Source organism: uncultured Sphingomonas sp. (genome assembly GCF_964243315.1).
GTDB lineage: Bacteria > Pseudomonadota > Alphaproteobacteria > Sphingomonadales > Sphingomonadaceae > Sphingomonas.
The window spans coordinates 87,497-112,613 of the sequence record NZ_CAXTEM010000006.1; the positions used below are offsets into that span (position 1 = coordinate 87,497).

Here is a 25,117-nt window from a genome sequence, read left to right on the forward strand (position 1 = left end):
GTGCTCCCGCGAAGGCGGGAGCCCAGTACTGGGTCCCCGCCTGCGCGGGGACACAACATGTTGAGCATTCGATAAGTGGTTCGAACGAGCGAACCAGCGTCAGCCCCTCAACGCACCCCTTCTTTGCGCGCTCCATCGATCATCCCGCGCGCGATCTGGCGCACCCGCTCGTCGTCCTTGGTTTCGTCGCGTGCCGGGTCACCCAAATGGTCGAGGCTGTTCTCCAGATGATCGAGCAGCCCCGGATGGCGGTCCTCGACATATTCGATGAGCTTGAACAGCAAATGCTCCGTCGCGATCTCGCGCTGCCGAGTGTTCACGGTGTCGTCGTTGGTCATCATGATCTCCGGGTTGGACCCGGCTCAACGTGCCAGCGGCGCCAACGGTTCAGGCCTCGAGCTCCCGCATTAGCGAACGCACCGCAGTGTCGATGTCGCCATCCGTATCCCGCAGTTCCTCTATCCTGCGCACTGCGTGGATCACGGTGGAATGGTCGCGCCCACCGAATTTCCGCCCGATCTCGGGCAGCGAGCGCGTCGTCAACCGCTTGGCGAGGTACATCGCGATCTGCCGTGGTCGCGCCACGGCGCGGGCACGGCGAGCGGAGATCAGGTCGAGCGGCTTGAGGTCGAAGTGCGACGATACCAGCTTCTGGATCTCGTCGATCGTTACCCGCCGCTGGGCGCCCCGCAGCACGTCGCCGAGCGTCGCGACCGCGAAATCAAGATCGATCGTTTCGCCGGTAAGCTGCGCATAGGCGACAACGCGGTTGAGCGCGCCTTCGAGTTCGCGGATATTGGCGTGGATCCGTGCCGCGAGCAGATCGAGCACCGGGGCGGGCACGACGACGTCCGGCATATCGGCCAGCTTGCGCTCCAATATCGCGCGGCGCAGCACCGGGTCGGGTGCCTTGATATCGGCGACCAGCCCCATCGAGAGCCGCCCGACGATCCGCGATTCGACGCCGTCGAGCGCCTGCGGGCACCGGTCGGCGCTGATCACCAACCGCCGCCCGCCGCCGATGATCTCGTTGACGGTGTGGAAGAATTCTTCCTGAGTCGCGTCTTTGCCGGCGATAAACTGAAGATCGTCAATCAACAGCAAGTCGGCAGACCGCAGGCGCTGCTTGAACGCGAACGTGTCCTTGCCGCGCATCGCTGCGACGAAGTCGTACATGAAGCGCTCTGCGGACATGCACAGCACGATCGCGTCGGGCTGGATGGCGAGGAACGCGTGGGCGATCGCGTGCATCAGGTGGGTCTTGCCCTGGCCCGTGCCGCTATGCAGGAATAGCGGGCTGAAGCGCGGCACGCCGGGTTCGGCCAGCGCCCGAGCGGCGTTGAACGCGACGCGATTCGACGCATCGACCACGAACCTTGCGAAGGTGAAGCGCGGATCGAGGGTCGGCTGCTCGCTTGCCGGACGGACCGCGGCGGGGGCCGCGAACTCGACATCGGCAGGAGCGGTCACCACCGGCACCTGGTCGGGCGCCTGCGTCTCGATCGTGACGCTGCGTACCTGCGGCAGTAAGGCACGAAACTCCAGGTTCAGGCGGTCTGCATAATGATTGCGGACCCAATTGGTCATGAAGGCGGAGGGCAGGCCCAAACGGATCGAGTCGCTATCCCCGCCCTCGATCAGCTCGATCGGCTTCAACCACTGGTCGAACAGTCGCGCCCCTGCGGATTCGCGCAGATTGGTGCGCACCCGAGCCCAGGCCCGCGCGGCCTCGCTCGTCTGCGTCGCTCCTCCCTGCCAATTCGCCACGCGCACCTCTCCTCCGGCCCGCACGAGCGTTCGTGCGGTGCCGCTGCAAGTCGACGGAAAATATCCCCCCGTTCGGCCGATCGGCCGTCCGGCATTTCCTGCCTGTGTATGAAGCGGATCGGTGGTCACCGCCGCTGCGAGGTGCGATCTATGCGCCTGCGGTTGAGTCGAGCAAGAGCACGACCTGTCACATTTCCTAAATAATGCGGATTGACTCGGTTTCGCCCGCAGATTTGCGTCGTATATTTAACAACCCGCTGAATTAACAGGCGTTTTCCTCGCGCACGACGATCCGCAACTTGCCTTGCCGGGCGCGAATCGCGGTGAATCCTACGTTTCTGTTTTCGTTCCTGCGGGCGCGCGGCGGGCAACGAAAAACCCGCCAGATTTGCATCTGGCGGGCTCGAATATCGTAGCCGATTGCAGTCGGGATCAGCCGATCGCGGACAACGCCTTGGTAAGGCGGGCGAACTTGCGGCTCGCGGTGTTCTTGTGGAGCACGCCCTTTGACACGCCGCGTGCCAGCTCCGGCTGGACCTGCTGCAACGCGGCTGCGGCGGCAGCCTTGTCGCCCGACGCCAGGGCGGCCTCGACGCGCTTGACGAAGGTGCGGATGCGACCGACGCGGGCGCCGTTCACTTCGGCGCGACGATCGTTGCGACGGATACGCTTCTTGGCTTGCGGCGTGTTCGCCATGTTCGGTCCTCGTAAATTCTGTTCGATGAAAAAGGGGCGCCGGGAACACCCTACGCTCTCTCGAAGGTGCGGCCCTTAGCGAGAGGTACGCCGCGGGTCAACCGCGCTGGCAGGTCGGGCACCAGAATGTCGACCGGCCATTCTCGGCCCGACGCCGCACCACGCCCCCGCAATGACAGGCTTCCCCCTCACGGCCATAGACCAGGAACTGCTTCGAGAAATAGCCGAGCTCGCCGTCGGGCCGCGCATAATCGCGCAGCGTCGATCCTCCCGCGTCGATGGCCGCCAGCAAAACCTCGCGAACCGCGACCGCCAGCCGTTCGAGCCGGAACAGCGCAACCCTGCCCGCTGCCCGTGATGGAGCGATCCGGGCGAGGTGCAGCGCTTCGCAGACATAGATGTTGCCCAGCCCAGCGACGATCCGCTGGTCGAGCAGCATCGCCTTGATCGGAGCACTGCGCCCGGCGAGCGCGGCCAGCAGATGATCGCCGGTGAAATCAGGGCCGAGGGGCTCGGGCCCCATCGCGGCGAACGGTGGATAGTCGCCAATCGAGACGCTCGACCACAGGTCGAGAAAGCCGAATCGCCGCGGATCGTTGAGCGCGAGTCTTCGCCCCTCGGCCGTCTCGATGAGCAGATGGTCGTGCGCTAACTCCTCGCCCGGATCGACCCTCCAGCGGCCCGACATGCCGAGATGGAAGATCAGCGTGTCGCCGCGATCGGTGAGGATCGTCCCGTATTTGCCGCGTCGCCCAAGCGACGTCACGGTCGCCCCGGTCAGCCGCTGGCGCAGATCGACCGGGATCGCCTTGCGCAGATCGGCACGGCGCGGCTCGACCTTGATCAGGCGCTGGCCGGTCAGGACGGGGGCGAGCCCGCGGACCGTGGTTTCGACTTCGGGGAGTTCGGGCACGATCCGCAGCTAGGTTGGGTTTGCCGCCGCCACAAGCACTGGCTAGAGCGGGCGGATGAGCGATACCGTTTCCTTCGGCTACGAAGACATCCCCGCGACCGAAAAGACCGCGCGCGTCGGCGGCGTCTTCACCAACGTCGCGAGCCGCTACGACCTGATGAACGACGCGATGTCCGGCGGCATGCACCGGCTTTGGAAGGACCGCTTCGTCCGCCGCGTTCAGCCGCGTACCGGCGAGCAGATCCTCGATATGGCCGGCGGCACCGGCGACATCGCGTTCCGCCTCGCCTCGTCGGGTGCGTCGGTGACGGTCGCGGACATCAACCCCGCGATGCTGGACGTCGGCATGGAACGCGCGGCGAAGCGCGGCATCGACGGTTTGGTATGGACGGAAGCGAACGCTGAGACGCTGACCTTTCCCGACCGGTTCTTCGACGCCTACACGATCGCGTTTGGCATCCGGAACGTCACCGACATCCCCAAGGCCCTGCGCGAGGCGAACCGGGTGCTGCGCCGTGGCGGGCGGTTCTTCTGCCTGGAATTCTCCACCACCTTGTGGCCGGGCTTTCGCGAGATCTACGACGCCTATTCGCACAAGATGGTGCCGAAGCTTGGCCAGTTGCTCGCGCAGGATTCGGAGAGCTATCGCTATCTCATCGAATCGATCCGCCGCTTCCCGGACATGCCGACCTTCGAACGGATGATCGGTGAGGCGGGCTTCGTGCGTACCAAGGTCGAGCCGCTGCTCGGCGGGCTGGTCGCGATCCACAGCGGCTGGAAGATTTGATCGTGCGACAGCAGGATCAAACGTCGGCGCAGGCCGGGGTCCAGGCTCAGGACGCGTGACCGCCCCCATCGTTCATGTCTGGCGGCTCCTCCGCTGGGGCCGAATCCTCGCGCGGCACGGTGCGCTGCGCGGGATCGAGCGCGATCCTAACACACCCGCGCCGGTGCGCCGGCTTGCGCGGATCGCGCGGTTCGGTGCGCGCGTGCCCGCGGTGCCGCGCTATGCGGATGCGTTCCAGGCGATCGGCCCCGCCGCGATCAAGCTCGGCCAGACTCTCGCGACTCGCCCCGATCTGGTCGGCGACGCCGCCGCGCACGATCTGCTGCGCTTGCAGGACGCGCTGCCGCCGGTCCCGTACGAGACCATCCACGCCGCGATCGAGGCTAGCCTCGGCCGGCCGACCAGCGACTTCTTCACCCGGATCGAGCAGGTCCCGGTCGGCGCCGCATCGATCGCGCAGGTCCACCGCGCGGTGACCATCGACGGTCGCCAAGTCGCGGTGAAGGTGCTGCGCCCCGGCGTCGAGGCCGATTTCACCCGCGCGATCGCGACCTACCAATGGGCCGCGGCGCAGCTCGAGGCGATGAGCGTCGAGGCTAGGCGGCTCCGCCCCCGGCTTACGATTGAGACCTTCAAGCGCTGGACCACGCGCGAACTGAATTTCCGGCGCGAGGCGGCGTCCGCGTCCGAACTCGCCGAGGCGATGACCGCGGAACCCGATTTTCGCGTCCCAGCGATCGACTGGCAGCGGTCCACCGCCAAGGTGCTGACGATGGAGTGGATCGACGGCATCAAGCTGTCGGATCGCGCCGCACTGGTGGCCGCTGGCTATGACCTGCCCAAGCTCGCCCAGACGCTGATCCGCGCCTTCCTGCGCCAGGCGATCGCGGAGGGGTTCTTCCACGCCGATATGCACCAGGGCAATCTGTTCGCGCTGCCCGGCAATCGCATCGCGGCGATCGATTTCGGGATCATGGGCAGGATCGATCGCCGCGCGCGGGTGTGGCTCGCCGAGATCCTCTACGGGCTGATCACCGGCAACTACAAACGCGTCGCCGAGATTCATTTCGAGGCGGGCTATGTCCCCTCACACCACAATGTCGCCGAATTCGCGACCGCGTTGCGCGCGGTGGGCGAGCCGATGCGGGGGTTGCCGGTGAAGGAGATGTCGATCGGGATGATGCTCGACGGGCTGTTCTCGATCACCCGCGACTTCGACATGGTCACCCAGCCGCATCTGCTGCTGCTCCAGAAGACGATGGTTATGGTCGAGGGCGTCGCCACCGGGCTGGATCCCGACATCAACCTGTGGGAGTCGGCGGCGCCGTTCGTGCGCGAATGGATCCGCACCGAACTGGGCCCCGAGGCGGCGCTCGCCGACAGGTTGCTCGCCGACGTGCGGACGCTGGTCGGCATCCCCGAGCTGATCCGCCGCATCGAGGCGCGCTACCCCGCGCCCGGTGGCGAGCCCCCTGCCCCGCCGCTTGCCGAGATCGAGGTGATCCGCATCGGCGGCGGCTGGCGCTATGCGGTGGTCGCAGTGCTGACCGCCGCGGCGAGCGTCGCGACCACGTTGCTGGTGCTGCGGTAAGCGATCGGCGATGCGCCGTCCCCCGGCCCCCCTCTGGCTGTCGCAGCCGTCGCGATTCGCCACGCTGTCCGCAGGCCGGGCGCGGGTAGCGCTGGCGCTGCTGGCGATGCTGCTGCTGGCGACGCTGCTCGCGCTCGGCACGCCGGGCCCGCCCCCGGTCAGCGGCGATCCCGCCAATCGCGCGGACGACCAGACCGACGTGGTGCTCTACGAGACGATCGTCGAGGGCGTGCGCCACGGTGGCAGCTATTACCCCGTCGCCGCCGACGCGCTGCGTGCCGGTGACTATCCGCTCCGCCCGTTCGTTACCTTCCGCCTGCCGACGCTCGCGATGGTGCAGGCGGCGCTTCCCGCGATCGTCACGACGATGCTGCTCTACCTGCTCGCCGCCACGACCGCGCTCGCGTGGCTGGCGCGGCTGCGCTCCGCCTTTTCGCGCGGACCCCCGCTGATCATCGCGATGGCACTGCTCGCGGGCGGGATGATGGCGTTCGTCCAATCGGATCTCGTCGCCTTCCACGAGGTTTGGGCGGGGCTGTTCGTGGCGCTATCACTTGCCGTGCGTCGGCCCGACAATTGGACGCCGGCGGTGGCGTTGGGGCTGGCCGCGGTGCTGATTCGCGAGACCGCCGGGCTCTACCTCGCGTTGATGGCAGCGTTCGCCTGGATCGAGGGCGATCGGCGCGAGGCGCTCGGCTGGGTCGCGGCGATCGGCGTGCTGGCGTTGGCGGTCGGGCTGCACGCGCATGCGGTGGCGCAGGTCGTCCGCCCGCTCGATCCCGCGTCGCCGGGGTGGAGCGGCATGCTCGGCTTCGGCTTCTTCGTCCGCACGATGACGATATCGACCGCGCTGGCGCTGGCGCCCGAATGGCTGGCGGCACCGCTGGTCGGGCTGGCGCTGTTCGGTTGGGCGGCGTGGCGCGATCCGCTCGCGCTGCGGGTACTGGCAATCACCGGCTCCTATGCGCTGGTGCTGGCGCTGTTCGGCCGCACCGATACCTTCTATTGGGGGTTGCTGGTGGCACCGACGATGCTCGTCGGGCTCGCCTTCGCACTCGACGGCGTCCGCGACCTTATCGTCGGCGCGCTGGACCGGCGGCGGATCACGGTGACGAGGATGGTTCGATGAAGCGCATCCTGTTGATCGTCGGCGGCGGTATCGCGGCCTATAAGGCATCGGAACTGGTTCGGCTGCTGCGCAAGCGCGGCCACGCGGTCCGCTGCGTCCTGACCGATGGCGGCGCGCATTTCGTCACTCCGATGACGCTGGCCGCGCTCAGTGAGGACAAGGTCTACACGACGCTGTGGGACCTGAAGGACGAGAGCGAGATGGGCCATATCCAGCTCAGCCGCGAAGCCGACCTCGTGGTGGTCGCCCCCGCCACCGCCGACCTCATCGCCAAGATGGCCGCAGGGCTCGCCGGCGATCTCGCAACCACGGTCCTGCTCGCGACCGACAAGCCCGTGATCGTTGCGCCCGCGATGAACGTACGGATGTGGCATCACCCCGCGACCGTCCGCAACATCGCGCAATTGCACGCGGACGGCGTGACCGTCCTCGACCCCGACGACGGCGCGATGGCCTGCGGCGAATACGGCAAGGGCCGCCTGCCCGATCCGGAGGCGATCCTCGCGGCCATCGAACACGCGCTGCACGGTCGCCGCGGCGGGCCGCTGCACGGCCGTCACGTTCTCGTCACCGCGGGGCCGACCCACGAACCGATCGATCCGGTTCGCTTCATCGCCAACCGATCCTCCGGCCGGCAAGGTTTCGCAATCGCCGCCGCCGCCGCCGCCGCGGGCGCACGGGTTACGCTGATCGCCGGGCCGGTCGATCTCGCCACGCCCACTGGGGTCGACCGCATCGATGTCGTCACCGCCGAGGACATGGCGCATGCGGTCAACGCCGCGCTGCCCGCCGATGTCGGCGTGATGGTCGCCGCGGTGGCAGACTGGCGGGTCGACGTTGCCCCGCAGAAGCTGAAGAAGGGCGATGCGTCGCCGACCCTGGCGCTCACGGAAAACGTCGACATTCTCGCGACGCTCGCGCGCAGCCCCGATCGCCCCAGGCTGCTGATCGGTTTCGCGGCCGAGACCGAGCACGTCGTCGAACATGCCAGCGCCAAACGCACTCGCAAGGGCGCCGACTGGATCGTCGCCAACGATGTGTCGGGAGACGTGTTCGGCGGTGACGCCAACACCGTGCACATCGCCACCGCGCTCGGGGTCGAATCATGGGATCGCCTCCCCAAGGCGGCGGTCGCGGCGAAGCTGGTGGCGCGGATCGCCGACACGCTGGAACATGACGCATGACCGCCATCCGGATCGCGCTGATGCGGCTGCCGCATGGCGAAGGGCTGCAGCTGCCCGCCTATGCCACTGCGGGTGCGGCAGGGATGGACGTGGTCGCCGCGGAGGATCTGGTTCTCGCACCCGGCGCGCGGCACGCGGTGGCGACCGGCTTCGCCATCGCCATTCCCACGGGGTTCGAGGTGCAGGTGCGACCCCGTTCGGGCCTCGCGCTCAAGCACGGGATCACCTGCCTCAACACGCCGGGCACGATCGATTCGGACTATCGCGGCGAGGTGAAGGTGATCCTCGCCAATCTCGGCAGCGAACCGTACGCAGTGGTCCGCGGGGAACGCATCGCTCAACTCGTGCCGGCGCCGGTGCAACATGCTATCATCGACGCCGTCGACTCGCTCGACGACACGGAGCGCGGTAGCGGAGGCTTCGGATCCACCGGACGATGATGACGGGCTGGCTCATGATCGCGGCACAAGCCGCCGCACAGGTGGCGCCTACGGTCCCGCCGAACTGGGCCGCGCTGCCACTGTTCTCGCTTCCGCTCCGCACCGACGGGTTCCACGTCTCTTCGTTCGTGCAGGGCGAGGTGAAGGCGGGTCGATGCCGGGTCGAGCCCGATCCGGCGGGCATGTCGCGCGTCGATGTGCCGGTCGCGATCCTGATCGGCGCCGAGGGCGTAATCCGCCAGGTCGTCCCGCAGGCGATCGACTGCCCGACCGTGGAGCAGTTCACCGTCGGCTATGTCTCCACCCTCGCGCGTAGCGCGGTCGCGGCCGATCGCAACCGGGTCAAGCCCGGCTGGTATCGGTTGCCGGTGACCTATCAATGGCAGGGATGACCCTCGGCGACGACGAGCTCGCACGCTACGCCCGTCACATCGTGCTGAAGGAGATCGGCGGCGACGGCCAGCGACGGATCGGCGCGGCGCGGGTTGCGATCGTCGGCGCGGGCGGGTTGGGATCGCCCGCGATCCAGTATCTCGCGGCGGCGGGCGTCGGGCGGCTCGTGCTAATCGATGACGATGTGGTCGACCGATCCAATCTGCAGCGGCAGACGATCTTCGCGACCGACGATGTCGGCACCGCCAAGGTCGCCGCGGCGGCGGCGGCGGCGGTGCGGATCAACCCGCATGTCGCGGTCGATGCCTATCGAAAGCGCATCGATGCCGACAATGCGGCGACCTTGATCGCGGGGGCGGACGTCGTGCTCGACGGTTGCGACAATTTCGCGACCCGGCTGGCGGTCGCCGACGCCGCGCTCGCGCTGCGTATCCCGCTGGTCTCGGCAGCGGTCGGCCAATTTGAAGGGCAGCTCGCGGTGTATCGTGGCTGGGAAGCAGGCAAGCCCTGCTATCGCTGCTTCGTGGGCGGCGATCCCGATCAGGCCGCGAACAGCTGCGCCGAGGACGGTATCCTCGGCCCGGTCACCGGCATCCTCGGCAGCCTCGCCGCGCTCGAGGTGCTGCGCGCAGTCGTGCCGTTCGGTGACGACAGCGCGGGCAAGCTCCTGCTCGTCGATGCATTGGCGCTACGCTTTCGCACGCTCGTTCTGCCGAAGGACCCCGGCTGCCCGGCCTGCGCGCCTCAAACGCCGGTATAACCGCGATACCATTCCACAAAGCGCGGAATGCCGACGTCGATCGGCACCGCGGCACGGAAGCCCAGATCGCGTTCGATCGCACTGGTATCGGCATAGGTCGCGACGACATCGCCCGGCTGCATCGGCATCATCTCGCGGATCGCGGGTCGCCCACAGGCGGCTTCGATCAGGTCGACGAATCGACCGAGTTCCTCAGCGCGATTGTTGCCGATATTGTAGATCGCGTGCGGCGACACGCTGCCCCCTGCCTTCGGGTTGCGATCGTCCGCGGGTGGTGAATCGAGTGCGGCGACGATGCCCCCGACGATGTCGTCGATATAGGTGAAGTCGCGCTGCATCGCGCCGCCGTTGAACACCTTGATCGGCCGCCCCTCCAGGATCGCGCTGGTGAACAGCCACGGCGCCATGTCGGGCCGCCCCCAAGGTCCGTAGACCGTGAAGAAGCGCAACCCCGTCATCGGCGTGCGATACAGATGCGCATAGCTTTCGCTCATCAGCTCGTCCGCCTTCTTGGTGGCGGCATAGAGCGAGACCGGGTGATCGACGCGGTCTTCGACCCGGAACGGCAGTTCCTTGTTGCCGCCATAGACCGACGACGACGATGCGTAGACGAGGTGCTCCGTCTCCCGCGCCCGTGCGAGTTCGAGCATGTTGAGATGACCGAGCAGATTGGCCCGCGCATAGGCCCGCGGGTTCTCAATCGAATATCGCACCCCGGCCTGTGCGGCGAGATGCACGATCCGGTCGATCGTCGCGCCGCCCACCGCCTGCTCCAGCGCCGCCTCGTCGGCGATATCGACCTCGACGAAACGCACCCGCTCGCCATGATCACGCGCCAGCGCCGCCAAACGGTCATGCTTCAGCTGGACCGGATAATAGGTGTTGAGGTCGTCGATCCCGAGCACATCCTCGCCGCGCGCCGCCAGTGCGTGCGCGACGTGATAGCCGATGAACCCCGCCATCCCGGTGACGAGGATCGTCATCCGATCAATTCAGCAACGACTGGGCGAACGCGCGAACCGCGGGTCCAATGTCCTCGCGGGCGAGCGCCAGCGCCAAATTGGCCTGGATGTACCCGGCCTTGTCACCGCAATCGTAGCGATGCCCGTCGAAGGTGAAGCCGTGGAACGGCTGCTTGCCGATCAGCTGCGCCATCGCGTCGGTCAGCTGGATCTCGCCGCCCGCACCCGCGCCCTGCGTCTCCAGGATGCGCATGACCTCGGGCTGCAGGATATAGCGGCCGGGGATCATCAGGTTGGACGGCGCCTTGCCCTTAGGCTTCTCGACCAGCCCGGTGACTTCGGTCAGGCGACCGTCGACAGCGCCCGGCGAGATGATGCCGTATTTGTCGGTCTCGCTGTCGGGCACTTCCAGCGCGCCGACAATGTTGCCGCCGACGCCGGCATAGGCGTCGACCATCTGTTTCATAAAATTGGGCGTGCCGACCATCAGTTCGTCGGGCAGCAGCACCGCGAAAGGCTCGTCGCCGACGATCTCGCGCGCGCACCACACCGCATGACCAAGGCCGAGCGGCTCCTGCTGGCGGACATAGACGGGCGAACCCGGCTTCTGCCGGATGCCTTCGATCGCGACGAGCGACTTGCCGCGCGCACGCATGGTGTCCTCGAGCTCGTAGGAGATGTCGAAATGATCCTCCAGCGCACCCTTGCCGCGGCCGGTGACGAAGATGATCTGCTCGATCCCCGCTTCCAGCGCTTCCTCGACCGCATATTGGATCAGCGGCTTGTCGACGACGGTAAGCATTTCCTTCGGCATCGCCTTGGTCGCCGGCAGGAAGCGCGTGCCGAGCCCCGCCACCGGGAACACCGCCTTGCGCACGGGCTTGATCATCACATCGTCCTTCTTGTCTCGACCGGGGGTCGCTTACCGATCCGGCGCCTTCCCCGCAAACGCGATTCGTGTCCTCGCCGCGTCGGCTTAGCATCGTCTTAAAGTCCGAACGCTAACGCACCCCGATGACAAAGATCCTCATCGTGTTCGGCACGCGTCCCGAAGCGATCAAACTGTTTCCGGTGGTCACCGCGTTGCTCGCGACGCCCGGGCTGACGGTGCGCACCTGCGTCACCGCGCAACATCGCGGCCTGCTCGATCAGGTGCTCGCGGTCGCGGGGCTGGTGCCCGATCTCGATCTCGATCTGATGGAGCCCGGCCAGTCGTTGGACCGCCTGACCGCGCGGCTGCTTACGGGCTTGGGCGAGGTGATGGACGTCGAGCGGCCCGATCGTGTCATCGTCCAGGGCGACACCGCCACCGCGATGGCGGGCGCGCTCGCCGCCTATTACCGCAAGATCCCGGTCGCGCATGTCGAGGCGGGGCTGCGCTCCGGCGACATCTACCATCCCTGGCCCGAAGAGGTGAACCGCCGCATCGTCGCGCCGATTGCCGATCTTCACTTCGCGCCCACCGCCACCGCTGCGGCGGCCTTGACGCGCGAGAATATTCGCGACGGCGTCCATGTCACCGGCAACACCGTGATCGACGCGTTGCACTGGACGAAGGCGCGGATCGTGGCGGACCCCGCGATTGCCGCCGGGCTCGACGATGTCGCCGAGCGTTTTGCCGGCAAGAAGATCGTCCTCGTCACCACGCACCGCCGCGAGAATTTCGGCGACGGCATGGCAGCCATCGCGCGCGCGATCGCGCGGATCGCCGCGCGCGAGGATGTCGCCATCCTCTTCCCGGTGCACCCCAACCCCAATGTTGTCGCGGTGATGGACGACATCCTCGGCGATCATCCGCGCATCGCGCGCGTCGCCCCGCTCGATTACCCGCATTTCATCCGCGCGCTCGATCTCTGCCACCTCGTGCTGACCGATTCGGGCGGCGTGCAGGAGGAGGCACCCGCCTTCGGCAAGCCGGTGCTGGTGATGCGCGACACCACCGAACGGCCGGAAGGCGTCGAAGCAGGCACCGCGCGCCTGGTCGGCACCGACGAGGCGCGCATCGTTTCCGAAGTCTTCAGGCTTTTGGACGACAAGGCCGCCCACGCCACCATGGCCCGTGCGCACAACCCCTTCGGCGACGGCCAAGCCAGTAAACGAATCGCGAGGATCATCGCCGATGCTGTCAGCGCCTGACCTGAAGGTCGCCATCCTCGGGCTCGGCTATATCGGCCTGCCCACCGCGGCGGTGATCGCGCGAACCGGCGCGCAGGTGCTCGGGGTCGATGTCGCGCAGTCGGTCGTCGACACGGTCAATTCGGGCAAGGTCCACATCGAGGAGGTCGATCTCGACGGCCTCGTCTCGGGCGTGGTCGCGCGCGGCACGCTGATCGCTTCGACGCAGATCGCGCCTGCCGATGTCTTCGTAATCGCGGTTCCGACCCCGTTCGCGGCCGATCATGCACCCGACATCCGCTACGTGCTCGAAGCGACGGCGACGATCGCGACGGTGTTGAAGGCGGGCGATACGATCATTCTCGAATCGACCTCGCCGGTCGGCACCACAGAACAGGTGCGCGACCTGCTCGCGCGCTTGCGACCCGACCTGCGCGTGCCGGGGCGGACCGGCGACGGCGCCGACGTCGCGATCGCCTATTGCCCCGAACGCGTGCTGCCGGGCCGCATCCTCGTCGAACTCATCGACAACGACCGGGTGATCGGCGGCATCACGCCACGCTGCGCCCGCAAGGCACTGGCGTTCTATCGGCGATTCGTGCGCGGCGCCTGCGTGACGACCACCGCGCGCGCCGCGGAGATGACCAAGCTTACCGAGAACGCGTTTCGCGACGTCAACATCGCCTTCGCGAACGAACTCTCCCTCATTGCGGATACGATGGGCGTCGATGTCTGGGAGGTGATTCGCCTCGCCAATCGTCATCCGCGCGTGAACATCCTCCAGCCTGGCCCCGGCGTCGGCGGGCACTGCATCGCGGTCGACCCATGGTTCCTGGTCCATGCCGATCCCGAGAACACGCCGCTGATCCGCACCGCGCGCGAGGTCAACGACGGCAAGACCGCGCATGTGATCGCGCAAGCGACCGCATTGATCGAATCGCTGCCCGGCACGCCGGTCGCGTGCCTCGGCCTGGCCTTCAAGGCCAATATCGATGACTTTCGCGAGAGCCCGGCACTGCTGATTGCGACGACGCTCGCCGCCCGTTTCGGCAACCGCGTGCGCATCGTCGAACCCTATGCGGCATCGCTGCCAGCCAGCTTCACCGGCAGTGGCGCCACGTTGATCGATATCGACGCGGCAATCGCCAGCTGCCCAATCATGATCGTGCTCGTCGATCACGACGTGTTCCGCTCGGTCCCGCTGGAAGAGCGCGCCGACAAGCGGGTGCTCGATACCCGTGGGATCTGGCCCGACCAGCCCCGCATCACCAGCTTCGACGCAGCCGCGGCCACCCCGCTCAGGCTCGCCGGCTGACGCGAGTTGCGACCGCGCCCACGGGCACCTATAGGCGGCGGCTTGCCGGACACATCATTCAGCCATGCTACGTAACTTCCTGAAATCGCGCGCGGCCAAGCCCGGCTTCGCCATTCCGCCCGGTGAGCGGGTCTATGCGATCGGCGATCTGCACGGGTGCGACGATCTCCTCGCCCGCCTGCTCGACCAGATCGACGCGGACGACAAGGCGCGTGGGCCGGCGAAGACGACGCTGATCTTCCTCGGTGATCTCGTCGACCGTGGCCCCGCCTCGGCGCAAGTAGTCGAGCGGCTGAGACGCCTGGCGTCGGCGCGGCCCAACACGCGGTTCCTGAAGGGCAATCATGAAGAGATCTTCCTCGGCGCGGTCGAGGGAGAGCCAAAGGCGCTGCGGCTGTTCTGCCGGATTGGCGGGCGGGAGACGGTGATCAGTTACGGGCTCGATCCCGATCGCTACGACCGGCTCGATTATGAGGAGTTCGCGGCCGAACTGAAGCAACTCGTGCCGGAAGAGCACGCGGCGTTCATCGATGGTTTCGAGGACATGATCGAGATCGGCGACTATGTCTTCGTCCATGCCGGGATACGCCCCGGCGTCGATCTGGGCGAACAGCAAAGCCGCGACCTGCGCTGGATCCGCGATCCGTTTCTCGACCATGATCGCTCGTTCGACAAGATGATCGTTCACGGGCACACGATCTCTCCGGAGGTCGAGTTCAGGAGCAATCGGATCGGGGTCGATACCGGTGCTTACACCAGCGGTCACTTGTCGGCGCTCGGGCTCCAAGATGCGACGAGCTGGACTATTGTTACAGTTTAACTTCGCTTCACCGCAAGAATTACCCGACGAGCAGCTATACACCCTCTTTCCGCAACTTGCTGGCATGCTATGAGGTAAAACGGCGCTGGATTGTTGCAGCGCCGCAACAGTGCGGAAGACATTCGCATAAAACCCGTTCGCGGGTTGCCTTGCTCTCCCGGTGGTGGCAAGGCACCGGCTGACGAGCAAAGAGGGAGTTCGACATGCGTCTTGGTAAGTATTTCATGGCCGCAGCAGCCGCCACGATGGCAGTTGCTCCGGCAGTGGCCGCTCCGGCGAACCCGGCAGCGAGCCTCTCGGTTTCGAAGTCGGTTCGCGCCGCTTCGGTTTCCGCGAAGAAGGATAAGCTTGCAGGCGGCGGCGTTATCGTCGCTATCCTGGCCGCAGCAGCGGTCGTCGCAGGCATCGTAATCGTCGCTGACAGCGATGACGACGCAGACAGCAACTAAGCTTAACCGCTCAGTTGAGGAAAATAGCGGTCCTAGGGCCGCTATTTTTTTGTCTGCGGTAGATGATTGTACCTGTGTTTGAGGGCGATAGGAGTTGAGCGGCGCGGGTGCTTACCTCCACTTGCACGCATTATGCGTGACAACCCGGTCCGCGCGGCGCCGCGGAGATCGTCGGCCCAAACGTCTTTCGAAGACGAAGTGAGCCGGACTGCGCTAGGGGACCGCAAGTAGCGCTCCGCCAGCTTGTTCGTCATCCCCGCGCAGGCGGGGAGCCAGACTGGCTGACTTCAGTATGTCAGCCGCATCGTTGTTCGCTAGTCTGGATCCCCGCCTGCGCGGGGATGACGGAAACGGGCAGCTCGATGTTTTCTACTCTCGGGAACTCAACGACTGAGCCACCCCCGTTCGCAGTGATGGGGGATAGTAGCCGCCAAGCAGCGTATCGACCGTCGGTGTTGTAGGACAGACTGGCACTGTGCTCGGGCATCGACGAAGCTCGCTAATTCCCGAAGAACAGATCGATGGCCGTTTAGACCTCACAATATCGGGTTAGCTCTCTGACGCTGAGTGGGCCGACGATTACTGGACCATGCCGTGTCTCACTGCCGTCGGCGACGACAGGAAGTCAGCCCTCCTCCAATCTCGCCTTACGACGGTGCCACCGCTGGTTGCGGGTCAGCCGGAGCGTGCCTTGATCGACCTGGCAGCCATCACTGCGGCGGCGGGCCGCCAGGCATGCCGCCGGGCATACCACCCGGGGCGCCGCCGGGCATGCCGCCCTGGCCCATCATCTGCTGTTGCTGCTGCATCTGGCGGACGACCGCCTCGGGCAGGAAGTCGACCAGTTCGATGTCGAAGGCTAGCGTCGAGTTGCCAGGGATCGGGCCCTTGGTCTCAGCGCCATAGCCGAGGCTCGGCTTGATCCATACGCGGTACTTGGCGCCCTTGGGCATCAGCTTCAGCGCTTCGGAGAAGCCGGGGACGACGCCTGCGACGGGCATCGGCGTCGGCTGCTGCGACTTGTCGAAGGTCGTGCCGTTGAGCAGCTTGCCCTCGTAGTTGATCAGCGCGATGTCGGCGTCGGTCGGCTTGGCCGCGCCGGGCTTGCCGGGCGCGATCACCTTGTACTGGAGACCGGACGGCGTGGTCACCACACCGCGGGCGCGGGCGTTGCGCGCCATGAAATCGTCGCCCTGACGGGCCAGCGCGAAAGCGGCGATGCACGCCAGCGCGATTCCGATCCAAAGATAGACGATATAGCTGCGCTTGACGGGCTGCAGCGGCACGGCGGTAACGGTCGACATGGCGAGACACCTGGAGTGGGTGATGCCGGGCCGGCCGTCACCGGTGAAAAGTCACAAAAGTCACACCCTACGCGCACGCGCGCGCGAGGTAAGGCAGCCGGTTCTTACCGGGCGCCGTCGCGCTCCATGCGCTTGCGCTCCAGCTTGCGGGCGCGGCGGACGGCGGCGGCACGCTCGCGAGCGCGCTTCTCCGAGGGCTTCTCGTAGTGACGGCGCAGCTTCATTTCGCGGTACACGCCTTCGCGCTGCAGCTTCTTCTTGAGCGCGCGCAGGGCCTGATCGACATTATTGTCGCGAACGATGATCTGCATAAACCGCCTGGACTCCAGTCAAATAGCAAACGCGGCTGCGGACCCAGTCCGCGCCGTGCGAACGGGGCGATTAGCAGCGAGCCCCAGCGATGGCAACCCTCCCCGGCCCGCGGAGAGACGCTTTGCCGCCGCCTTGCAGCAGGGCTAAGGCCGGTGGATGACCCCGCTGACGCTATACAACAGCCTGACTCGATCGCTGGAGCCGTTCCGACCGATCGATCCCGCCAACGTTCGGATCTATTCCTGCGGCCCGACAGTGTACAATTATGCGCATGTCGGCAATCTGCGCGCCTATGTCTTCACCGACACGCTAGGACGGGTGTTGCGGTGGAAGGGCTATCCCCTCACCCACATCATCAACATCACCGATGTCGGGCATCTGACGTCGGACGCCGATTTGGGCGACGATAAGATGGAGGCCGCGGCGCGAGCGAGCGGGCACGATATCTGGAGAATCGCCGCGCATTACACCGCGGCGTTCAAGCAGAACCTTAAGGATCTGCACATCGGCGATCCGGCCGCCTTCCCGCTCGCCACCGATCACATCGCCGAGATGATCGCGTTCGCCGAAACCATCGCCGAGCGGCATTGTTATCAGCTCGCCGACGGCCTGTATTTCGATACCGCGACCGTCCCCGACTACGGCCGGCTGGCGCGGACCGGGAGCGACGATGTCGAGGGGCGCATCGATCCGGTCGCGGGCAAGCGGCATCCGCAGGATTTCGCGATCTGGCGGACCTCCGCCCCCGGCGAGAACCGGCAGATGGAGTGGGACTCGCCTTGGGGCCGGGGCGCGCCGGGCTGGCATCTGGAATGTTCGGTGATGAGCCGCAAATATCTGGGCGCGTCGTTCGACATCCATACCGGCGGCATCGACCACCGCGAGATCCACCACCCCAACGAGATCGCGCAGAACCAAGCCTATTGCGATTGCGCGGACACCGGCGCGACCTTCTGGATGCACAACAACTTTCTCGTCGACCGCGCGGGAAAGATGTCGAAGTCGGCCGGTGAATTCCTGACCCTGCAGGCGCTTGTCGATCGCGGGTTCCACCCGCTCGCATACCGGCTGATGTGCCTCCAGGCGCAATACCGGTCGGAGCTGGAATTCTCGTGGGACAATCTCTCGGCGGCATCGACCCGGCTGAAGCGGCTGGTTCACGCCGTCGCCGCCCTGCGCGATCGCCCCGCCGCGCCCACGACGGGCGCCACCGCACCGTATCGCGCGCAGCTCGACGAGGCGGTGGCCGACGATCTCAACACCGCCAGGGCGCTGCCGGCGCTCGACGCGCTTCTCGCCGACAAGCGGATCTCGCCTGCCGACCGCCTTGCCGCGCTGGCGGATTTCGACGCGGTACTCGGGCTCGACCTGCTGACCTTGCGCCGCGAGGATCTGCGAGTCCGTCCGGTATCGGCGGCGATAGATGCCGCTACCGTCGAAGATCGCCTGGCCGCGCGGCGCGAAGCGCGCGCGGCGAAGGATTTCGCGCGATCCGACGCGATCCGCGACGAGCTCGCGGCGATGGGTGTCGAGGTGATGGACGGTGACCCGCTCGGCTGGGACTGGAGGATCGACACATGAAGGCTGTCCTACCCGCGATCGCGCGCGGGCTGCTCGAACCGCATCTGCCCGCCACGGTCGAGCCCGCGTGGTTCGCCTCGCCCGCGGACGCCAACGCGATGATCGCGGATGCCGAGATCGCCTGGGTCGACATGCAGCCGACGCACCTCGTCGCGGAAGCGCTGCAAGCCGCGGGACCCAATTTGAAGTGGGTGTCGACCATCTATGCCGGGCTCGACGCCTTCCCGCTCGACACGCTTCGCAGCAAGGGCGTGACGCTGACCAACGGGGTCGGGATCAACGCCTATGCGGTCGCCGAATATGCGGTTCTGGGCGTGCTCGCCGCGGCCAAGCGCTTCGACGAGGTCGTCCGCGCGCACGACCGCCACGAATGGCCGGGCGATTCGGCGGGCAAGATCGAACTGTTCGAGACCAGCGCGCTGGTCGTTGGCTATGGCGCGATCGGCCGGTTGATCGGCGATCGGCTCGCGGCGTTCGGGGTCGCGGTGACCGGCGTCACCCGATCGGGGCGCGACGGGACGCTGACCCCCGATACTTGGCAGGCGACGCTCGGCGATTATGACTGGGTGATCCTCGCCGCGCCATCGACCGACGCGACCAAGGCGATGATCGGCGCGGTCGAGCTCGCGACGATGAAGCCCGGCGCGTGGCTGATCAACATCGCGCGGGGCGATATGATCGACGACGACGCGCTGATCGATGCGCTGGCGAAAGGCGGCATCGCGGGTGCGTTCCTGGACCCGACCAACCCCGAACCGCTGCCCGCAGATCACCCGCTCTGGTCCGCCCCCAATTGCATGATCACCATGCATCTGTCGGGCCGCAGCCAGACCAAGATGTTCCGCCGCGGCGCCACGCTGTTCCTGGAGAACCTCGCGGCCTATGTCGCGGGCCGGCCGATGCGCAACGTCGTCGATCTCGACGCGGGTTACTGAAGCGCCTCGTCGCGGCTGGCGAGCAGCGGCGGCAGGTAGGGACGCGCCGAGCCCGCCGGGATGCGCGCGATCTCGTCGGCGATCGCCTGCGCGCGTGCTTTGGACGACGGATGCGTGCGGCTGCGGAACAGGCCGCCATCGACGTCGCCGCCATGATCGCGCCAGAACGCGACCGCGCCCTGCGGATCATAGCCGGCGTTGCGCAACAGGTGCATGCCGAGCAGGTCCGCCTCGGTCTCGGTGCGGCGGAAGATGCGGGCATTGCGGCCAACCTCGGCGAGCAGCCCGCGGCTGACCTTCGCCGCATCGAGCCGCGCGCGGTGACGCAGGATGTTGTGCGCGAGTTCGTGCGCGACGACGACCGCGACCTGATCGTCGGTGTATCGTTCGAAAAAGCGCACCGCGACCTGTACCGTCCGGCCGTCCGCCGACGCCTCCATACCCGGGCCGAGCAGCACTTCGAAACTCCCCGGACATCCCGCGACCGCAGCGATCGCGATCGTCCGCCGCGCACCGCCCTTTAGCAGATCGACCCGCAACGGCGCGCCGATGGGCTGGCGGGCGATCAGCGCGTTTGCGGCATCGCGCGCGCTGCTGTCGGCCTTCGCGCCCGGCGGTCCAGTCAGTTGCTCGCCGTTGATGGCGACGAGCGAGTCGTTCGCGACCACGCCGGCGCGCGCCGCGGGTGCGGCGGGCACGACCGCCTCAATTGCAATCGGCGTTTCGAACCCGAAGCTCGCCCGTGCCTGCGCGCGAAGATCGGGCTCATATTGGCCGAGGCTGTGGATCGCCCAGCCCGGCGACGGCACGAGATCGCGGCAGAGGGTCGCGTTGGCGGTGGTCAGCCGATAGGCGATGCCCGCCAACCGCTGATCGACGATGCGCAGCGCCGCGAAAGTCGCCGCGGGATCGGCCTGCGGCGAAGCGGGCGCCGGAACCAGGGCGACGATGGCGGCGAGGATCGCAAAACGGCGCCGGAAAGCGGGAACGAGCGGCATGATCATGCGATGCGCGCCCTAAGCCGTCCCGGAGCTGAACGCCACCGCCGCCGGTCCCGGACGCCCGTGCGCATCCGCTCCCTGCCCCGCCCAAGCTTTCCTTCGTTGCGAAAACCGGCGTTTGCGGGCATGGCCGGGCACGAACAAAGGACCGAGAACATGGCCGCAAACTGGGCCCCCGATAGCTGGACTCACGCCGATGCGCGCCAGCTTCCCGACTATCCCGATGCCGCCGCGCTCGACGCCGCGACCGAGACGCTGCGCAATTATCCGCCGCTGGTGTTCGCTGGCGAGGCGCGCAACCTCACCGAGTCGCTGGGCGAGGTGGCCGAGGGTCGCGCGTTCCTGCTCCAGGGCGGCGATTGCGCGGAGAGCTTCGCCGAGTTCCACCCGAACAACATTCGCGACACGTTCCGCGTCATCCTGCAGATGGCGGTGGTGCTGACCTTCGCGTCGAAGCTGCCGGTGGTGAAGCTCGGGCGGATGGCGGGCCAGTTCGCCAAGCCGCGCAGCACCCCGACCGAGGTGATCGACGGGGTCGAGCTGCCGAGCTATCGTGGCGACAACGTCAACGACATCGGCTTCAGCGCCGAAAGCCGGATTCCCGATCCGCAGCGGATGATCCGCGCCTATTCGCAGTCGGCAGCGACGCTGAACCTGCTGCGCGCGTTCGCGCAGGGCGGCTATGCCAACCTGCACCAGGTGCATCGCTGGACCCACGACTTCATGGGCCGCAGCCCCTGGTCGAAGAAATACGCCGAGACCGCCGACCGGATCGGCGAAGCGCTGGAGTTCATGAAGGCGTGCGGGATCGACCCGGAGATCGTGCCGCAGCTCGCGCAGACGCATTTCTACACCAGCCACGAAGCGCTGCTGCTGCCGTTCGAACAGGCGATGGCGCGGCAGGATTCGCTGACCGGCGACTGGTACGACACCAGCGCGCATTTCCTGTGGATTGGCGACCGGACGCGGTTCGAGGGATCGGCGCACGTCGAGTTCCTGCGCGGCATCGGCAATCCGATCGGCGTGAAATGCGGGCCGTCGCTGGAGCCCGACGCGCTGCTGCGGATGCTCGATACGCTCAACCCCGCGCGGGTGCCCGGGCGGATGACGCTGATCACGCGCTACGGTTACGACAAGATCGAGGCGCACCTGCCGAAGCTGGTCCGCGCGGTGACGCGCGAAGGCCATCCGGTGGTGTGGAGCTGCGATCCGATGCACGGCAACGTCGTGAAGGCCGCCAACGGCTACAAGACGCGGCCGTTCGACCGGATCCTCGCCGAGGTCCGCGGCTTCTTCGCGGTCCACCGCGCAGAGGGCACGCATGCGGGCGGTATCCATGCCGAGATGACCGGGCAGAATGTGACCGAATGCACCGGCGGCGCGGTCGACGTCACCGAACAGAGCCTGGCGGATCGTTACCACACGCATTGCGACCCGCGCCTCAACGCGAGCCAGAGCCTCGAACTCGCGTTCCTGCTGGCGGAGATGCTCAACGCGGAGATGGCGGAGCGCCGCAAGGTCGCCGCCTGACTGGGCGTCGCGCCGCCTCGCGGCGGCGCGCTGCTCCAACCGTCTTGACGCCCGGCGCCCCCTCCCCTAGACGCGCCCCTCCACCGCGGCCCCTTCGTCTAGCGGTTAGGACGTCGCCCTCTCACGGCGAAAGCACGAGTTCGATTCTCGTAGGGGTCACCACGCCAAGCGCTGGTTTTGCATCGGTCGGGGATCTTGGCTCCAGCCTCTATCCGTCTCCGCCCTCGACAAAAAGGTAGCGGGCGTGCACCGCGTCCCCATGAGCGACCAGCAAGATCAAGGCTCGACCGAGCCTGCCGATGTTCATGACGATCGGGAGGACTGGGACGCCATCGTCGTCGGCACGGGCATGGGCGGCGGCATGGCCGGTCGCCGGTTGACCGAGCAAGGCTTGCGAGTGTTGTTCCTTGAAAAGGGAGACACGCTGGCGCCGATGGAGCGGCAAATCGCGCCGGCGGGCAACGATCCGACGGAGCGTCAGAGTCGGGGCTTGTGGCCAGATCTGTTCGGGACGTCGGTCGACGACATCGATGCGGATCTTTCGATGTCGATCGGCTGCGGCGTTGGTGGATCGACCTTGCTGTATGCGGCGGCGCTCGAGCGTTTGGCCCGCGACGATATCGACGCGACCGAGGATCATCCGCATCCGACCGGCGGTTGGCCGATCGCCTATGATGAGCTCGTGCCTTATTATCGGCTCGCCGAACGCTGGCTACGCGTGCACGGCACCACGATACCGGGCGAGAATGACGCGGAGGAACTACTGCGGCCGCCGCCCATGCGCGCGAGCGATGCGGTCCTGATGCAGGATATGGCCGCGGCGGGACTGGCCCCATACCGGCTGCATGTCGGCATCGCCTACAAGCCGGGGTGCAAGGAATGTCTCGGCGTGCCTTGCCCCATCGGGTGCAAAAGCGACTCGAAGACGTGCGGGGTGGATCCAGCCCTCGGCGCCGGCGCCACGCTGGTGACCGGCGCGGACGTCGTGCGGCTGGAAGCGGATGCGACGCGCGTAACCGGGGTGATCTATCGCCGCGCCGGCAAGTTACACCGTGTCCGCGCGCCGATCGTCATCCTGGCCGCGGGGACGATGCGCTCCGCTCCACTCCTGCTTGGCTCTCGCAGCGCCGCATGGCCGGAGGGGATCGCAAACCGCTCGGGCGTGCTCGGTCGCAACCTGATGTTCCACGTCGATAATTGGTTCGCGATATGGCCGAGCCGCAAGGCAGAGGGGCAAGGCCCGACCAAGACGATCGGTAGCCGTCAGCTGTACCGCGCGGACGGTCTGCGGCTCGGCATGATCCAGGCGACCGGTCTGTCCGCCGGCTACGGCAACATCCTCACTTTCCTGTACAATCGGTTCGATGCGAGCCGCTGGCGCGCGCTGCGTCCCGCGCGACCGTTCTTGCGTGTCCCTGCCAAGGTCGCCGAGAAGCTCTTCGGGACCGCGACCATCCTGACCATGTTGGTCGAGGACCTGCCCTATCTCCACAATCGTCTGGAACTCGACCCGAAAAGCCCGTCCGGGGTTCGGGTGCATTATCGCACCCCCGAAGAATTGCGGTCGAGAGCCCGTGCCTCGCGCGGCTTGTTGAAGCGTGCCTTCCCGAACAGCCGGCTGTTCTGGTTGAGCGCGGACGCACTGATCAACTGGGGGCACCCGATGGGAACGTGCAGGTTCGGCAACGATCCCGCCACCAGCGTGCTCGATCGCGACTGCAAGGCGCACGGGATCGACAACCTCTATGTCGTCGACGGATCGTTCATGCCGACCGGCGGCGGGGTGAACCCGAGCCTGACGATCGCGGCCAATGCGATCCGGGTGGCGGACCGGATCGGCGAACAGTTCGCGTCGTCGCGGCGGTCGTCAGCCCAGGCCGACCCGGCGGAGCAGCTTTCGCTTTAGCCCCACCGGCGGTTCCACGATCGTCTCCCCCGAGAACATCCGTCCATTGGGTCCGCCAGGAGGAAGATCGATCCAGCGCAGCCCCCAGACCGCAGCTACCGCCGGATCGATACCGTCGGCGATGCCCATCTCGGTGCGCAGCACGCCAGGCACCCACTCGTTGACCAGGATATCGGGGTAGTCGCCGGCGACTTCCGCGGCGGCTGCACGCGCGAGTGCATGGATCGCGCCCTTGGAAGCGGAGTAGGCCCAGGAGTCCGGCAACGGCGCGAGATCGGCGAAGCTACCGAGCACGACGATGCGGCCGTGCGCGGCGCGCATCATGCCCGGCAGTACCGCACGAATCGCATTGGCGACCCCCACGACGTTCACCGCCATCACGTCGAGTGCCTCGGCAGAGCCCTGCTCGTGAATCCGTCCGCGAGGGTAGATTGCCGCATTGGCGAAAAGCCCGTCGACCTTGCCGAACCGAGCGCGGGCAGCGGTTGCGATCGCAGCCAACGCCTCCGCGTCGCGCACATCCGCGGTGGCCGTTAAGATCCGGGCGGGATCGAGATCCTTCACCGTCTCGTCGAGCTGGTCGGACCGGCGAGCGACCGCGATCGCCACATCACCGCGTTCCACCAATGCCCGAACGAGTGCTCGACCGAGGCCGGCGCTCGCGCCGGTCACCATAACGACCTTCGCCACTCTTCACTCTCCGCTCGATCATCAGACTTCTGTATGACCTGACGCCGGCCCTAATCGGGAATGGCGTCGCAAACAACGTCATGGGTTCGAAGGATTTCTGCGGCACGATAGACCGTCGGCAACAAGAGTCGGCCGGCGCCGACGATCGTCAGTACAAGCCGATCGCCGCGCCGGCTGCACCGAGAGCGCAGAGGACGAAAGCGACGCCCATCGCGATCGTCGAAGGTCCCGGTTCCGCCCTGTTGCTCGGTGCGAATTTGAGCACCACGACCGCGAGGCTGAGCGCACCAATGGCGACTACGCTCCAGCCCACAACCGTCATGTCCGCGGGGATTGCTCTATGCATCGGCAGCCCTCTAGCATGGCGCGCCCGACAGACAAGGCGAGCCGATCAGGTTGGGATCGTGAGAAGGCGAAGAAGCCGCCGACCTTTCGGCCGACGGCTCCGCCCGTTCGCGAGGGAGTTCAAGTCAAGCGAACGAGACCTTGGTGGACTTGCGGCGATAGCGCAGCGTGGCGCCCATCATGCCGAAGCCG

The 25,117-nt window shown here is 66.8% G+C and carries 25 protein-coding genes and 1 tRNA gene; 16 read left to right on the plus strand and 10 right to left on the minus strand.

Going from position 1 to position 25,117, the window contains the following annotated elements; translation table 11 throughout:
• Positions 1-107 precede the first annotated feature (107 nt).
• The 4 genes from ACFE77_RS03615 to mutM all read right to left on the minus strand — a co-directional run bounded on the left by ACFE77_RS03615 (position 108) and on the right by mutM (position 3,376).
• The gene (locus ACFE77_RS03615; protein ID WP_375420254.1) at positions 108-338 is read right to left on the minus strand and encodes a hypothetical protein; all 231 of its coding nucleotides are present in this window, start codon (positions 336-338) and stop codon (positions 108-110) included.
• Between the two features lie 49 nt (positions 339-387).
• Positions 388-1,767: a chromosomal replication initiator protein DnaA gene (dnaA, locus tag ACFE77_RS03620; protein WP_375420255.1), complete on the minus strand. Its 1,380-nt coding sequence runs from the start codon at positions 1,765-1,767 to the stop codon at positions 388-390.
• 432 nt (positions 1,768-2,199) lie between these two features.
• Positions 2,200-2,463, minus strand: coding sequence for a 30S ribosomal protein S20 (gene rpsT / locus ACFE77_RS03625; RefSeq protein ID WP_375420256.1), 264 nt, complete (start codon positions 2,461-2,463; stop codon positions 2,200-2,202).
• Positions 2,464-2,560: 97 nt separating this feature from the next.
• Positions 2,561-3,376, minus strand: a complete 816-nt coding sequence (mutM, locus tag ACFE77_RS03630; RefSeq protein WP_375420257.1) for a bifunctional DNA-formamidopyrimidine glycosylase/DNA-(apurinic or apyrimidinic site) lyase — start codon at positions 3,374-3,376, stop codon at positions 2,561-2,563.
• A 55-nt stretch (positions 3,377-3,431) separates the two neighbouring features.
• Between mutM and ACFE77_RS03635 the strand changes: the two genes are divergently transcribed.
• Genes ACFE77_RS03635 through ACFE77_RS03665 form a run of 7 tightly spaced genes read left to right on the plus strand, consistent with a single transcriptional unit; the run spans position 3,432 to position 9,660 of the window.
• On the plus strand, positions 3,432-4,163 hold the full coding sequence (locus tag ACFE77_RS03635) for a class I SAM-dependent methyltransferase (RefSeq protein ID WP_375420258.1): 732 nt from the start codon (positions 3,432-3,434) through the stop codon (positions 4,161-4,163).
• 55 nt (positions 4,164-4,218) lie between these two features.
• The gene (gene ubiB / locus ACFE77_RS03640) at positions 4,219-5,754 is read left to right on the plus strand and encodes a 2-polyprenylphenol 6-hydroxylase (protein WP_375420259.1); all 1,536 of its coding nucleotides are present in this window, start codon (positions 4,219-4,221) and stop codon (positions 5,752-5,754) included.
• A 10-nt stretch (positions 5,755-5,764) separates the two neighbouring features.
• Entirely contained in the window at positions 5,765-6,883 is a 1,119-nt protein-coding gene (locus tag ACFE77_RS03645; RefSeq protein WP_375420260.1) for a hypothetical protein, read from the plus strand.
• A complete protein-coding gene (gene coaBC / locus ACFE77_RS03650; protein ID WP_375420261.1) occupies positions 6,880-8,067 on the plus strand; it encodes a bifunctional phosphopantothenoylcysteine decarboxylase/phosphopantothenate--cysteine ligase CoaBC in 1,188 nt (395 codons plus the stop codon). Before ACFE77_RS03645 ends, coaBC begins: the two co-directional genes overlap by 4 nt.
• Positions 8,064-8,507: a dUTP diphosphatase gene (gene dut / locus ACFE77_RS03655; RefSeq protein WP_375420262.1), complete on the plus strand. Its 444-nt coding sequence runs from the start codon at positions 8,064-8,066 to the stop codon at positions 8,505-8,507. Before coaBC ends, dut begins: the two co-directional genes overlap by 4 nt.
• Entirely contained in the window at positions 8,507-8,899 is a 393-nt protein-coding gene (locus ACFE77_RS03660; protein WP_375420263.1) for a hypothetical protein, read from the plus strand. The genes dut and ACFE77_RS03660 overlap by 1 nt, the downstream gene beginning before the upstream one ends.
• A complete protein-coding gene (locus ACFE77_RS03665) occupies positions 8,896-9,660 on the plus strand; it encodes a ThiF family adenylyltransferase (protein ID WP_375420287.1) in 765 nt (254 codons plus the stop codon). Before ACFE77_RS03660 ends, ACFE77_RS03665 begins: the two co-directional genes overlap by 4 nt.
• Here the strand turns inward: ACFE77_RS03665 and ACFE77_RS03670 are convergent.
• Positions 9,645-10,643 (minus strand): SDR family NAD(P)-dependent oxidoreductase, encoded by a 999-nt coding sequence (locus ACFE77_RS03670; protein WP_375420264.1) that lies wholly within the window; start codon positions 10,641-10,643, stop codon positions 9,645-9,647. The two genes, ACFE77_RS03665 and ACFE77_RS03670, sit on opposite strands and share 16 nt — an antisense overlap.
• Positions 10,644-10,647: 4 nt before the next feature.
• On the minus strand, positions 10,648-11,514 hold the full coding sequence (galU, locus tag ACFE77_RS03675) for a UTP--glucose-1-phosphate uridylyltransferase GalU (protein WP_375420265.1): 867 nt from the start codon (positions 11,512-11,514) through the stop codon (positions 10,648-10,650).
• Positions 11,515-11,636: 122 nt separating this feature from the next.
• Between galU and wecB the strand changes: the two genes are divergently transcribed.
• The 4 genes from wecB (at position 11,637) to ACFE77_RS03695 (ending at position 15,321) form a co-directional block, all read left to right on the plus strand.
• Positions 11,637-12,758 carry a non-hydrolyzing UDP-N-acetylglucosamine 2-epimerase gene (wecB, locus tag ACFE77_RS03680; RefSeq protein ID WP_375420266.1) on the plus strand — a complete coding sequence of 374 codons (1,122 nt, stop codon included), beginning with the start codon at positions 11,637-11,639 and terminating at the stop codon, positions 12,756-12,758.
• Positions 12,742-14,052 carry a UDP-N-acetyl-D-mannosamine dehydrogenase gene (gene wecC / locus ACFE77_RS03685; RefSeq protein ID WP_375420267.1) on the plus strand — a complete coding sequence of 437 codons (1,311 nt, stop codon included), beginning with the start codon at positions 12,742-12,744 and terminating at the stop codon, positions 14,050-14,052. Before wecB ends, wecC begins: the two co-directional genes overlap by 17 nt.
• A gap of 64 nt (positions 14,053-14,116) precedes the next feature.
• Positions 14,117-14,872, plus strand: a complete 756-nt coding sequence (locus ACFE77_RS03690; RefSeq protein ID WP_375420268.1) for a metallophosphoesterase family protein — start codon at positions 14,117-14,119, stop codon at positions 14,870-14,872.
• Positions 14,873-15,075: 203 nt separating this feature from the next.
• Positions 15,076-15,321: a hypothetical protein gene (locus tag ACFE77_RS03695; RefSeq protein WP_375420269.1), complete on the plus strand. Its 246-nt coding sequence runs from the start codon at positions 15,076-15,078 to the stop codon at positions 15,319-15,321.
• Between the two features lie 710 nt (positions 15,322-16,031).
• Here the strand turns inward: ACFE77_RS03695 and ACFE77_RS03700 are convergent.
• Complete coding sequence (locus tag ACFE77_RS03700; RefSeq protein ID WP_375420270.1) at positions 16,032-16,625, minus strand: FKBP-type peptidyl-prolyl cis-trans isomerase; 594 nt, start codon at positions 16,623-16,625, stop codon at positions 16,032-16,034.
• A 104-nt stretch (positions 16,626-16,729) separates the two neighbouring features.
• A complete protein-coding gene (gene rpsU, locus ACFE77_RS03705) occupies positions 16,730-16,936 on the minus strand; it encodes a 30S ribosomal protein S21 (RefSeq protein WP_010162663.1) in 207 nt (68 codons plus the stop codon).
• Positions 16,937-17,093: 157 nt separating this feature from the next.
• Here rpsU and cysS point away from each other — a divergent pair, with 157 nt between their 5' ends.
• Both cysS and ACFE77_RS03715 read left to right on the plus strand, forming a co-directional pair.
• Positions 17,094-18,518 (plus strand): cysteine--tRNA ligase, encoded by a 1,425-nt coding sequence (gene cysS / locus ACFE77_RS03710; RefSeq protein ID WP_375420271.1) that lies wholly within the window; start codon positions 17,094-17,096, stop codon positions 18,516-18,518.
• The gene (locus tag ACFE77_RS03715) at positions 18,515-19,453 is read left to right on the plus strand and encodes a D-2-hydroxyacid dehydrogenase (RefSeq protein ID WP_375420272.1); all 939 of its coding nucleotides are present in this window, start codon (positions 18,515-18,517) and stop codon (positions 19,451-19,453) included. The genes cysS and ACFE77_RS03715 overlap by 4 nt, the downstream gene beginning before the upstream one ends.
• Here ACFE77_RS03715 and ACFE77_RS03720 read toward each other — a convergent pair.
• Positions 19,447-20,457 carry a M48 family metallopeptidase gene (locus tag ACFE77_RS03720; protein WP_375420273.1) on the minus strand — a complete coding sequence of 337 codons (1,011 nt, stop codon included), beginning with the start codon at positions 20,455-20,457 and terminating at the stop codon, positions 19,447-19,449. The genes ACFE77_RS03715 and ACFE77_RS03720 overlap by 7 nt on opposite strands.
• 153 nt (positions 20,458-20,610) lie before the next feature.
• Here ACFE77_RS03720 and ACFE77_RS03725 point away from each other — a divergent pair, with 153 nt between their 5' ends.
• The 3 genes from ACFE77_RS03725 to ACFE77_RS03735 all read left to right on the plus strand — a co-directional run bounded on the left by ACFE77_RS03725 (position 20,611) and on the right by ACFE77_RS03735 (position 23,890).
• Complete coding sequence (locus ACFE77_RS03725; protein WP_375420274.1) at positions 20,611-21,984, plus strand: class II 3-deoxy-7-phosphoheptulonate synthase; 1,374 nt, start codon at positions 20,611-20,613, stop codon at positions 21,982-21,984.
• Positions 21,985-22,071: 87 nt separating this feature from the next.
• Positions 22,072-22,146, plus strand: a tRNA-Glu gene (locus ACFE77_RS03730).
• Between the two features lie 97 nt (positions 22,147-22,243).
• Entirely contained in the window at positions 22,244-23,890 is a 1,647-nt protein-coding gene (locus ACFE77_RS03735) for a GMC oxidoreductase (protein ID WP_375420275.1), read from the plus strand.
• Here the strand turns inward: ACFE77_RS03735 and ACFE77_RS03740 are convergent.
• Entirely contained in the window at positions 23,852-24,580 is a 729-nt protein-coding gene (locus ACFE77_RS03740) for an SDR family oxidoreductase (protein WP_375420276.1), read from the minus strand. The two genes, ACFE77_RS03735 and ACFE77_RS03740, sit on opposite strands and share 39 nt — an antisense overlap.
• Positions 24,581-25,117: the final 537 nt, after the last annotated feature.